General features: G+C 67.0%; 11 protein-coding genes. 3 read left to right on the top strand and 8 right to left on the bottom strand.

What is annotated here, in order from left to right:
• Both EB835_RS14210 and EB835_RS14215 read left to right on the top strand, forming a co-directional pair.
• Positions 1 to 2502: an LPXTG cell wall anchor domain-containing protein gene (locus EB835_RS14210; protein WP_135810107.1), complete on the top strand. Its 2502-nt coding sequence runs from the start codon at positions 1 to 3 to the stop codon at positions 2500 to 2502.
• A 142-nt stretch (positions 2503 to 2644) separates the two neighbouring features.
• Positions 2645 to 3283: a biliverdin-producing heme oxygenase gene (locus EB835_RS14215; RefSeq protein ID WP_135810108.1), complete on the top strand. Its 639-nt coding sequence runs from the start codon at positions 2645 to 2647 to the stop codon at positions 3281 to 3283.
• Here EB835_RS14215 and EB835_RS14220 read toward each other — a convergent pair.
• From EB835_RS14220 to alr, 4 genes are read right to left on the bottom strand one after another with little or no spacing between them, the layout of a single operon-like run.
• On the bottom strand, positions 3280 to 3789 hold the full coding sequence (locus EB835_RS14220) for a GNAT family N-acetyltransferase (RefSeq protein ID WP_135810109.1): 510 nt from the start codon (positions 3787 to 3789) through the stop codon (positions 3280 to 3282). The two genes, EB835_RS14215 and EB835_RS14220, sit on opposite strands and share 4 nt — an antisense overlap.
• A complete protein-coding gene (gene tsaB / locus EB835_RS14225) occupies positions 3786 to 4589 on the bottom strand; it encodes a tRNA (adenosine(37)-N6)-threonylcarbamoyltransferase complex dimerization subunit type 1 TsaB (RefSeq protein ID WP_135810110.1) in 804 nt (267 codons plus the stop codon). The genes EB835_RS14220 and tsaB overlap by 4 nt, the downstream gene beginning before the upstream one ends.
• On the bottom strand, positions 4586 to 5191 hold the full coding sequence (gene tsaE, locus EB835_RS14230) for a tRNA (adenosine(37)-N6)-threonylcarbamoyltransferase complex ATPase subunit type 1 TsaE (protein ID WP_135810111.1): 606 nt from the start codon (positions 5189 to 5191) through the stop codon (positions 4586 to 4588). The genes tsaB and tsaE overlap by 4 nt, the downstream gene beginning before the upstream one ends.
• Complete coding sequence (alr, locus tag EB835_RS14235) at positions 5188 to 6450, bottom strand: alanine racemase (protein WP_135810112.1); 1263 nt, start codon at positions 6448 to 6450, stop codon at positions 5188 to 5190. Before alr ends, tsaE begins: the two co-directional genes overlap by 4 nt.
• A 253-nt stretch (positions 6451 to 6703) precedes the next feature.
• On the opposite strand from alr, the gene EB835_RS14240 reads away from it, so the two are divergent.
• A complete protein-coding gene (locus EB835_RS14240) occupies positions 6704 to 7381 on the top strand; it encodes a hypothetical protein (RefSeq protein ID WP_135810113.1) in 678 nt (225 codons plus the stop codon).
• Between the two features lie 16 nt (positions 7382 to 7397).
• On the opposite strand, the gene EB835_RS14245 is transcribed toward EB835_RS14240, so the two are convergent.
• From EB835_RS14245 to EB835_RS14260, 4 genes are all read right to left on the bottom strand, one after another.
• Positions 7398 to 9002, bottom strand: a complete 1605-nt coding sequence (locus EB835_RS14245; RefSeq protein ID WP_101639120.1) for an NAD(P)H-hydrate dehydratase — start codon at positions 9000 to 9002, stop codon at positions 7398 to 7400.
• Positions 9003 to 9105: 103 nt separating this feature from the next.
• Positions 9106 to 10398, bottom strand: a complete 1293-nt coding sequence (locus EB835_RS14250; RefSeq protein WP_135810114.1) for a M20 metallopeptidase family protein — start codon at positions 10396 to 10398, stop codon at positions 9106 to 9108.
• 97 nt (positions 10399 to 10495) lie between these two features.
• Positions 10496 to 11116 (bottom strand): DJ-1/PfpI family protein, encoded by a 621-nt coding sequence (locus EB835_RS14255; RefSeq protein WP_135810115.1) that lies wholly within the window; start codon positions 11114 to 11116, stop codon positions 10496 to 10498.
• Positions 11117 to 11168: 52 nt separating this feature from the next.
• Positions 11169 to 11627 carry a holo-ACP synthase gene (locus tag EB835_RS14260; RefSeq protein ID WP_135810116.1) on the bottom strand — a complete coding sequence of 153 codons (459 nt, stop codon included), beginning with the start codon at positions 11625 to 11627 and terminating at the stop codon, positions 11169 to 11171.
• Positions 11628 to 11657 lie beyond the last annotated feature (30 nt).

Raw genomic sequence — 11657 nt, forward strand, 5'->3', positions numbered from 1 at the left:
ATGACGCACAAGAGTGCGCGCGCACGGGCCGGGAAGGCTCGGCGCTTCACTTCGCCGCTGGCGGCGGGGGCGGCGATCGCGGCCGCCACCGGCCTGCTGGGAATGGGCATGAGCGCCCCGGCGTTCGGCGCAGTCGACAAGACCGTCGACGACGCCGTGTTCAATTGGTCGGTCAACGACGAATCCACCGGCGGCGCCTACTTCGGTGGGTGCAACTTCCTCATCGCCGGTGAGGCCGGAGACACGGGCATGGCCCGGATCTGGACAGCCGACGATGCCGGAACCATCTACCCGGTCGACGATGACGGCAACTTCACCGACGGGAACACCTCGATCGTGAAGACGAACGGCAAGGCGTCGAACTTCGCCGACCGCTGCACCGATGGTGACGGAAACTCGGTCAACGGCAAGGTCAACGCCGAAGCAGAGAACAACCACACCGGTGACCACATCGAGATCGCGAACGGCACGGGTACTGTCGACCCCGACAAGGACAGCGCTTCGATCCAGTGGGAGGGCTCCTGGTCCTTCGCCTACTACGGCGGCATGACCTACTGGACGATCTCGGATCCGAAGCTCGAGGTCAAGGACGGCAAGGGCACGATCACGGGAACCTATTCGGGCTTTGGCGCCGATATGGACGACCTGAGCATCTGGAAGAAACTCGATGCTCGCGACGGCGATATCGTCGAAATCCAGCAGGGCGAAGTCGACGTCACCGACGACGGCTTCGAATTCACCCCCGACTACCTCGGCGTGGAGACCGACACCGACGGCCGCAACCTGCAGTCCGAGAAGACCGCGGAGAACGAGTCCTGGTGGGGTGCGATGCCACAGGACTGGATCGACTTCAACGTCGAGACCGGTCAGGACTCGTACTGGTACACCACCGCCGGAGCGAGCACGTCGATCCAGCCGCGGAAGAAGACCAACCCGCTGACGGTCGAATACACCGCGCAGGCCCCGGCGCCGAAGGTTTCGACCTCACATTCGGTGAAGTCGGCCAGCGCCGATGACGGTCTCACCGTCAACGTCACGGGCGACGGCTACGACAACCTCCCCGAGGCCAGCACCGGCAAGCCTTCGGCGGGTGCCTACGCGGCGATCGTCGACCGTGACCTGGCGAGCAAGGACGTCACGGCCGGCAACACGACCGCCGTGCAGTACGTGATGCCTCCGCAGATCAAGGACGGCACAATCGACGTCGACGTGAACGCGAAGGCGACCGACCTCGACGAGTCCAAGGACTACGACGTGCTCACCTGGGTCGCCCATGGCCTGCCCACCGGCGATGCCGAGCTCTATCGCGAACCTCTCGAACTGACCGATGAGCAGAAGAACGCCTTGTTCTCCGGTGAGGATGATGAGGATGACGCCGCAGCCGACGGTTCCGAGGCCGGTGACGACGGCGCTGCCGACGCTGCTGAAGGCGACAACGACGGTGCAGAAGGCACCGACGAAGGCGCCGCCGAGGGTGAAGCCGATGGTGCCGAAGGCACTGACGACGGTGCAGCCGACGCCGCTGAAGGCGAGGCAGACCACAATGCCGCCGAAGGTGACACCGACGGTGCCGAGTCCGACGATGAGGGTGCTGCTGACGCCGCCGAAGGCAACGATGACAACGGCGCTGCCGACGGTGCCGAAGGCGACAACGACGGTGCAGAAGGCGCCGCTGATGCCGCCGAAGGCAACGATGACGGCGCAGCTGATGCCGCCGAAGGTGACGACAACGGCGCAGCTGATGCCGCCGAAGGTGATGCCGACGGTTCCGATTCGGATGCCGGTGGCGCTGCCGACGGAGATGATTCCGATGGCGGCTCCGACGGAGACGAGGATAAACCTGCCAAGCCTGTCGTCAAGGACCAGACCGTCGGCAAGGACCGACTCGTCAAGGGCACGACCACCCCGAACGCCGAGGTGAACCTCGCGTGGACCCCTGTGGTCGACAAGGACGCCGGAAGCCAGGTCAAGGCATTCGCCGCGACTGTCCCGGCCGAGGACAACGTCACGGTCACTGCCGATGGTGAAGGCAACTTCTCCGCCAAGGCGCCGAGCGCCAAGGGCACCTACGCCTACTCGGCCATCACCACGGTCGACGGCGTGCCCTCCGACCCCGCCGAGTTCACCGTCACTGTGAACGAGGACGAGGCCGCCGATGACGACGCCGGCAGCGCAGGCGACTCGGACGGCGGATCAGCAGACGGAGCCGGTGACGACGGTGCGACCGATGGCGCCGAGGCCGGTTCCGACAGTGGTTCGAGCGCGTCTGAAGGTGCGGCCGACGGTGCCGAGGCCGACGCTTCCGGCTCCGACGACAGTGCCGGTTCGGGATCCGCAGGTTCGGGTTCGGCGGGATCGTCCACCGAAGGATCCGCTTCCGGCGGCTCCGACGGATCGAACCTGCCGCGCACCGGTGCCGATCTGATGACTCTGCCGATCGCGCTCGGTCTGATCATCCTCGGCGCAGGTTCTGTTCTGTTCTCGCGGATGCGCAAGCGCTAAACTGGCCATAGACAAGTAATGTAGTGAGCCAGCGAGTCCGTCCCGGTTCGAAACTTGAGTTCCGAACCGGGACGGACTCACCCCTAAGACCCGCTATCGCGAACCGTCATTCGGATCGACGATCTCTCAACGAGGAAACATCATGTCTGAACCGTTCTCCGCTCGCCTCAAGGCCAGCACCGCCACCATCCACGACGAGGTCGAGCACACCACTTTCATGGTCGACCTCATGGAAGGACGGCTCGACTCTCGGGCCTACGCTCTCCTGCTCAAGCAGTACGAGGTCATCTATCCCGTGCTCGAGTCCAAGTCGCGGGAGTTCGCCGACGATCCGGTCTTCGCGCCCTTCCACGACGCGGACCTCTTCCGCTCCGAGCGCATCGCAGCCGACCTCTCCGCCCTCGACGGTGCGGAACTGCCTGTGATGCCCAGCGCTGCCGCCTATGCCGCGCACCTTGCCGGACTCGAACGAGCCGACCAGGTCATCGCCCACCACTACACGCGCTACCTCGGGGATCTCTCCGGCGGCCAGGCGATCGGCGCCCTCATGGGACGTCACTACAGCCTGCCCGCGACCTCACTGACGATGTGGGACTTCGCGGCACTCGGCAAGACGAAGCCGTACAAGGATGCCTACCGCCGCCTCCTCGACGAAGTGGCGTCGACCGGCGGCGACGAGCAGATCGTCATCGACGAGACCATGGAGGCCTTCCGCCTCAACGGTGACCTCCTCGTCGACCTCACCGACGCCACCGAACAGCGCGCGGTTCCGGTCGCCTAGTCACCGATCCGCAGACGCATGAGCACGGCCGCGGCGCCCGGATAGTAATCCGGGCGCCGTCCCCATTCCACGAATCCGAAGGACGCGTACATCGCCAGCGCCGAGGTGTTGCGTTCGTCGACTTCGAGGTGGACGACCTCGGCGCCGCGGTCCTTCGCCCAGTCGATCCCCGCGTCGAGCAGGACTCGACCGATGCCCTGCCCGCGGGCCGCCTCGGTGGTGGCGATGGTCATGACATCGGCTTCCGCACCGGATGCGGACATGACGACCCAGCCGGCCAGCTCCCCCGCCGAGTTGGTGTTGCCCTGCGTCGCGGTCGAACCGTCGAGGGGCCCGTTCTCCCCCGCCGAGGCGGTCCTGGCGGCGAGCATGATCGTGCCGTTCTGTGCCTTGACCGACCAGTAGTAGCCGAGAGTCCACGCGGTGGGCCCGAAGATCGCCGCATCGTGGTCGGCCACCTCGGCGAGGTCCCACCAGGGCAGCTCGGCGATGGTCACGGAGGTCATCTCAGTGAGCTCTCGCGCACCGGGGTCGCCTTCGCATCGGGTTCGCGCAGGTATTCCGGGATCGGTTCGCTCAGTTCTCGACCCGCGGCGAGTTCACGTGCTGCGGCGAAGGCGAGGTATTCGGCACGGGGGTCGGTGATGGACTCAGTGGTCGTGGCTCCGAGGGTGTCGGGGTAGAGGAGGAACCCGCGGCCGAGCTTCTCGCCGATCAGGGCCGTTGCTGCGGTCGCCGACTCGACGGATGCGGCCTCGTTCCCTGCCTGCTCGGTTCCGAACGGGTCGAACCGACAACCGTTGGCGGCGAGGACCGAGGCGACCTCGGGCGGTTTCGCTACGAAGGGTCCGGCTCTCAGCGAAGCATCGGCTGAGTCATAGACGCTGAAGTAGACCTCCTTGCGGCGGGCGTCCGAGGCGATGAGGACGGGGCTCGGGCCGGTCGAGCCGGCTGCCGAGGCACTCTCCGAGCCGGGTCCGGGCGGGCCTCCCGCTGAGCTGCGAACGAACTCTTCGGCGATCGCGGTCTGGGACAGCAGGCCCTTGACCGGGATTCCGCGGGCCTGGCCGACGGCGATGCCGGCGGCGATGCCCACTCGCAGTCCCGTGAAGGGACCGGGCCCGATGCCGACGACGACGAGTTCGGGCTGGGCCTCCGCGGCGAGCACGTCGGCGAGCGCGGGGCCGATGAATTCGACGTGTCGACGCTGGTCGTCGGCCTGCTCGGCGGCGATGACCGAACCGGTGTCCGTGTCGACGAGGGCCACGGAGGCCGACTGCGAGGTGTCGATGCCCAGAATGATCATGATTCGTCTCCCTCATTCGCTGAGCCCTCGCCGGGCAGGTCCGCGGAGGCCGGGTTTTCGACGCTCACGTTCGCAGCTGCCGAGATATCAGCCTGGATTCGGGGCATGCGCGCGGCCCAGGCATCCCCGCAGCCGGTGAGGTCGACGGTGCGCCGTTCGTCCTCAGACTCGTCTGCGGGATCGGCCCCGATCAGTTCCTCGTCGTCGGTGTCGTCGTCCCACACCGGGGCGATGGTGATGTCGAGATGGTCGCTGCTGAGCTGCTCGGCCATGCCGGCGCCCCATTCGACGACCGTGATCGACTCATCCAACTCGGAGTCGAGGTCGAGGTCTTCGAGCTCCTCCCCATCGGCCAACCGGTACGCGTCGACATGGACGAGCGCAGGGCCGCCGCTGCGCGACGGGTGAACGCGCGCGATGATGAACGTCGGCGAGGTGATCCGCCCGGCCACGTCGAGAGCCGTCCCCAGCGATTGGGTGAACGTCGTCTTCCCCGCACCGAGGTTGCCCGTGAGAATGAGCAGGTCGCCGGCTCGCAGATGATCGGCCAAGGCGGCGGCGAACGTGCGCATCTGCTCCAAGGATTCGAGGTGGAACCTCATCGTCCGTCTCCTTTCCGTACTGTGCGGTCGACACGTGCGCTGAGCTGGGTGACGATCTCGTAGTTGATCGTATTCGCCCAGGTCCCCCACTCGGCCGCGCTCGGCCCGCCTGGTCCGAAGATGACGACCTCGTCGCCGATGGCCACCTCGTCGTTTCCAACGCCGATGTCGATGATCATCTGATCCATGGCGATCCGCCCGACGACGGGGTAGCGACGACCGCGGATGGCCACCTCGGCGCGGTTCGATGCCGACCGCGGCAGGCCGTCCCCGTACCCACCGGGCACGAGCGCGAACCGGGTGTCGGTCGCAGCGGTGAACGTCAGTCCATAGGAGGCGCCGTGACCAGCGGGAATGTCCTTGAGGTTGATGACGGTGGAGACCAGCCGCATGACCGGTCGCAGCCCGAGGGCCGTCGGATCCCCGCCCTCGAGCGGGGACAGTCCGTAGAGCGCGAGCCCCACCCTGGCCGAGGTGCCCGGGCACGGTCCCAGGGTGAGCGCGCCCGGCGAGTTCGCGATATGGACGTCCAGGTCATCCGATTCGCCGAGGCGGCCGTCCGCGGCGTCGAGCACTGCCCGCAGCTGCCCGTGGGCGGAGGAGAAGACCGCGCTCTGCGCTGCGGTCTCGGGGCGTTCGGGTTCATCGGCGACAGCGAAGTGGCTCATGATTCCGACGATGCGGATATCGGTCGTGGCGCCGGGGTCGCGGGTGGGGTCGGTCGTGGCGCCGGGGTCGCGAGTGGGGTCAGTGTCGTCGGTGACAGCGCTGCGGCTGTCTTCGGCGTGGCGGCGCAGCCAGTCGAAGGCGCGGACGACTGCTTCCGGTGACAGGCCGTTGCGGCCGAGGCCGGTGTCGATCTTCAGATGGGCTCGGGCCGTGGCCCCGGTGCGGCGGGCCGCCTTCGTCAGTCGGTCGAGGGATTCGACTGTCGACACGCCCAGTTGGATGTCGGCGCGCACCGCCTCGTCGAGGTCGGTGGTGGGTCCGTAGAGCCATGCGATGATCTCGGGCTCGGGGCCGAGCAGGCTGCGCAGGTGAAGGGCCTCGGGGATCGTGGCCACACAGAACTCACGCCATCCGGCCGTGAAGAGGACGGGAGCGATGAGGTCGACGCCGTGGCCGTAGGCGTTGGCTTTGACGACGCATTTGAGGCGGGCGGGTGCGAGGCGATCGGCAAGGACAGCGGCATTGTCCCGCAGGGCCGCCTCGTCGATCTCGGCCCGTACAAGAGCCTCGGGGATGTCGAAAGATGTCACTGGATAAGACTACCGCCGACACCTGCCGCCGAGCAGTATCGGGACCGTCTGCCGGAGCCGGATGGGGTCGATCTCGCAGAGGCGGCGCACCGACGAAATCTTCAATGTGAGAATGCACCGTCCCCGGTCAGCACCTTCGCTACGCTGTTTCCCCGCGACCGTCGGCGCTTCCGGTGCCGGCGTCGCGGGTGCAGCCGACGAGGCGTTCGGCGAAGAAGAGTTCGCAGAACCGTTCGATGAAGAAGGAGACATCATGCACACCACATCAGTTCGCACCATCGCGATCGTGATCGCAACCGTCATGGTCGCGGCGGTCCTCACAATGACCGGACAGACCAGCCCCGCTGAGGCGGCCGCGAAGCACTGCACCGGCGTCGAGGCGAACGAATCGGTCACGGCGGCGAAAGCCATCGAGGTCAAGCAGCGCTCGACGATCACCGCCGATATCTACCTGTGCAGTAAATCCGGCGACCGGTACGTTCGCGACAGCGGTCCCTACAAGGCGCGGCTCGGCGTCAACGGAACGACGTCGAGCAAGAGCGAAGGCGACGGGAAGACTCCGAAGGGAGTGTTCTGGATGCGCGACGGATTCGGCACCTCGGCGAACCCGGGCCTGCAGAAGGCCTGGACGAAGGTCACCCGTGATCATGTGTGGGTCGACGGCGACGCGACGAAGGCCGAGGGCTACAACACGATGCAGCTGAAGTCGGAAGGATACGAGGGCGAATCGCTCTACCAGCCGAAGCCGTATAAGTATGCCCAGGTCATCGGCTACAACGAGGCCCGCACTCCAGGCAAGGGGTCGGCGATCTTCCTACACGCGAACACGCAGTCGATGAAGACCGCCGGCTGCGTATCGATGTACGAGTCCAGCCTCGTCAAGGCGATGAAGTGGGAGGGATCGACGGAGACGCAGATCCTCATCCACTGAGGCGGAAGCCCACGGTTCAGTCGGTGCCGTGGATGAGTTCCTCGACCACTTCGGTGAGGGCATCGGCGAACCCAGAGGCGGTGACGGCCCGCCCTCCGGCGGCGTTGTGCACGAGCACGCCGAGACCGGCCAGCCGCGCCCATTCGCGGTTCGGGACGGGCAGGTCATCGCCGTCGTAGCGGTGCCGTGCCGATGCGGTCGCGGTCAGCGTGCCGAGGATCCCGGCCAGCACGTCGCCGGACCCGGCGGTGGCGAGGCTCGCCGGACCCGGCTCGGGCAGGACGACCAGACCGTCGGGAGCGGCGATGACGGTGTGGTGGCCCTTGAGGAGCACGATCGTTCCGGTCAGCTGCGCGGCCTGCCGGGCCCACCCGACCGGGTCCTGTCCGATGCGGCCGGCTGTGATGATTTCGCCGAGGAGTCGGCTGAGCAGTCGGGCCAGCTCGCCGGCGTGCGGGGTGATGATGATCGGCCGCTCGGCCATCCAGGTGCCGACCATCGCCTCGGCTCGCCCGATCATCTCGAGTCCGCCGGCGTCGATGACCACGGGAATGTGTGATTCGCCGAGGGCGTCGACCGCGGCCTGGACGAATTCGGTTTCGGGGTCGCCGGGCCCGAAGACGAAGGCGTTGACCCGTCCGGAGGAGCTGACCACCTCGGGATGGAGGCCGAGGACGTACTCGGCGACGAGCGGGGAGCCGAGATAGCGGACCATACCTGACCCAGTGCTCACCGCCGAGGTGGTCGTGAGCACGCCCGCACCCGGATAGTCTTCGGAACCGGCAAGGACCCCGACGACGCCGCGGGAGTATTTGTGGCCGCTCTCCTGCGGCCGGGGGAAGTCCGATCTGAGGTCACCTGAGTCGAGCAGCTCGGCGACAGCGAGATCTGTATCGAGTCCCAGGCCGATGTCGATGACGTCGATCCTGCCGGTGAACTCGTGCACGCGCGGGTCGATGAGTTCGGCTTTCAATCCGCCGAAGGTCACGGTGCGGTCGGCATGCAGGCGGGTCTCGGCGTCGTCGGGATCCGGGTCGAGATCGGAGGGCACATCGACGGCGATGAGGCTCCCGGTGCGGTGCGGGGCCCAAACGGCGATGAGTTTCGCGATGTGGTCGGGCAGTCCGCGCCTGCCGCCGGTGCCGAGGATGCCGTCGAGGACGAGATCGGCGCGGGAGAGTTCGCGGTACGCGTCCGCGCGGGCAGACTCGGCGGAAGTGGGGCCAGCCGCCTCGGCGGAGGTGGAAGCGGCGCTGGTGGGAGCGGCGCTGGTGGGAGCGGCGCTCGCCTCGGCCGTCGTAAACGCGATGACCTGTGCTCCGGCACGGCGTGCGGCGGTCAGCCCCTCGTCGTGAGTGCGGTCGAAGAGTGTGATGGCGGTGACGGCGGCACCGCGCCTGCTCAGAGTCGATGCGGCGAAGAGCGCATCCCCGGCGTTGTTGCCCGGACCGGCCAGCACGCACACCCTGGTTCCGGCGACCTGACCGAGGTGGGTGGTGAGCGTGTCGATGCCGATGTTCGCCAGCGCCCGGGCCGCACGGGCCATGAGCGGGACGCCGGCCTCGAGCAGAGGCACCTCGGCTTCCCGGATGATCTCGCTCGGGTAGGCGAACACGCTCATCGACTGCTCCTCTTCATGACACGGCTGCTGATTCGACGTCGCCCTGCATAGGACCTGTCCCTGCACCGTATGCCGTTTCCACTTTCCAGACCAGACTGCCGGGTCAGTTTTCGGCCAGCTGTGCCAGCCGGCGACCGGCCAAGTGGGCGAGGAACAGTGCCTGGTCGGCCAGGCCGTCATCGCTGTGGCGAGCGCGCGGTGAATGGTTGGCCTCTCGTTCGTCGACCGGCAGGTTCGGCAGCGCGACACCGAAGTGCCCATAGGCGCCGGGCACGGCGTCGAGGACGCGGGAGAAGTCCTCGGAGCCGGGCAGCGGGTTGGCCTTGCGCACGGTCCGCTCCTCACCGAAGAGTTCGGTGAAGGTAGAGAGGAAGAATTCGGCTTCGGCGTCATTGTTGATCGTCGGGGGAAGGATCTGTTCGTATTCCACCTCGGCGGACAGCCCGTGGGCGGCGACGAGGTCACGGACGAGGTTGGGCAGCTCTGCCTCGGCGCGGGAGGTCACGGTTTCGGAGAACGTGCGGACGCTGACGACGAGAGTCGCGAAGTCGGGGACGACGTTCGGGGCGGTGCCGCCGTTGAACTGGCCGACGGTGACGACGAGGGGATCGAAGATGTCGAAGCGGCGGGTGACGTACTCCTGCAGCTGGCCGACGAGCATCGCTCCGACCTGGATGGGGTCCTTGCCGGTGGCCGGGCGGGAGGCGTGGGTGCCTTTGCCGTGGACGGTGATCGTCATCTTCGAGAACGCCGCCATATAGGACCCAGGGCGGGAGCTGGCGACTCCGAGGTCGGCGTCGGCAGAGACGTGGATGCCGAAGGCGGCTTTGACGCGGGGTCCGGCGGCGTCGAGGACGCCTTCGTCGATCATCTTCCCGGCCCCGTCGAATCCCTCCTCGCCGGGTTGGAACATGAATACGACGTCACCGGGCAGGGATTCGCGGTCGCGGTGGAGGAGTTTGAGTGCACCGACGAGCCCGGCCGTATGCAGGTCGTGACCGCAGGCGTGCATCCTCCCCGAGGTGGCCGCGAAGTCGAATCCGGTCGCCTCGGTGACGGGCAGCCCGTCCATATCCCCGCGCAGCAGCACGGCGGGCACGACCCCGGTCGAGTCCTCCTTGCGGGCCCCGCCGCGGAGGACGACGATGATCGAGGACAGATTCTCTCCCGTGCTCACCTCGATGTCGAGGCCTTCGATGGCTTCGAGGACGAGCTTCTGCGTGACCGGCAGGTCGAGTCCGACCTCGACGTTCTCATGGAGTGCGCGGCGGAGGGTGACGAGGCCGGGCGCGATGTCTGCGGCGTCCTCGGCGGTGGGCAGGTGGATGGGGGTTGTCGGGGTTGTGGTGTCGTCGCCAGCGGCAGTGTCGGTGGAGGTGCTGGGAAGTGAGCTCATGGTTCTGAGTCTATTACCGTGCTGGTTACGCCTCATACAAGCGCACCGCACAAATCATTACGCCCCGGTAGTGCGAGACTGTACTCGAATTCGACGCTCACACCAGTCCGTGGTGGGCGGCGAACGGATCCCAGTCGGAATCGGTGTGGATGTCGAGTTCGATGTCGCGCGCTGCGGTCGCGGCCGCCTCGGCGCCGTGGAGATGGGCGATGAGTGCGGCGGTCATGTCCATGCCCGCGGCCACACCCGATGAGGTCCACCGATCCCGGTCCTCGACCCACCGTGCCTGCGGCACCCAAGTGACAGCCTCTCCGAGTTCAGACGCCCATGTGAACGCCTTCTTGTTCGACGTCGCCCGGTACCCGTCGAGCAGGCCCGCGGCCGCGAGGACCGCCGAACCGGTGCACACCGAGGTGATGAGGTCGGCATCGGCCGACCAGTTCACGAGGCTGTCGAGGAAGCTTCGGTCGTCGACCAGCTGGCGGGTGCCCATTCCGCCGGGGACCAGGACGATGTCCGGGGTGGACGCGGTGTCGAAGGACTCGGAAGCGATGACTTCGATGCCCTGAGCGCTGCGCACGCGGCCCGGATGTGTCGCGACACAGCTCAGGGCGAAGGAATCCGGGAGTCGGCTGAAGAGTTCGACGGGGCCGAAGACGTCGAGCACCTCGAAGCCGTCGAAGAGCACCACTGCAACACTGCGAGTCCGTGAGTCCATGGACTCATTGTCTCAGCTGCGGCGTCAGTCGTCCGGTGTCGGGCCCCTAGCGTCAGACCTCCGGTGAAGGATTCCGTCCGTACATCGAATGGGTGAAATGCTCGGCGACCCCCTCGATGTCGGGACTCAGCGACGGCCCCTCCCCCTCGGCGATGACGAACGTCATCGTCAGGTGCGCATCGTGGGTGATCGACAGGTGGATGTTCGTGCCGCCGACGGCACGGAAATGTTCGAGCACCAGCCCGCGCAGACGGAAACTCGGCGCACCGGATAAGGCGGGGACCACCTCGGCGGACTGCCACGGCAGCCATCCGGGGAAGCCGATCGCCTTCTTCAGCGCCTCCTTCGCGGAGAACCGGGCAGCCAAGGAGGCATCAGTGCGACGTTTGCCGTTGCGTTTGAGCTGCTCGGCCGGGGTGAGCAGACGGTCGAGGAGTTCAGGCACCCGTTCGATGTGCTCGGCGAAGCGCGGCACATCCGCGATGTCAGTGCCGATCCCTAGAATCGCCATAACCGAACCTCCTCAGAGAACACCAACCTG

This window comes from Brevibacterium sp. S22 (genome assembly GCF_004745485.1).
Lineage (GTDB): Bacteria > Actinomycetota > Actinomycetes > Actinomycetales > Brevibacteriaceae > Brevibacterium.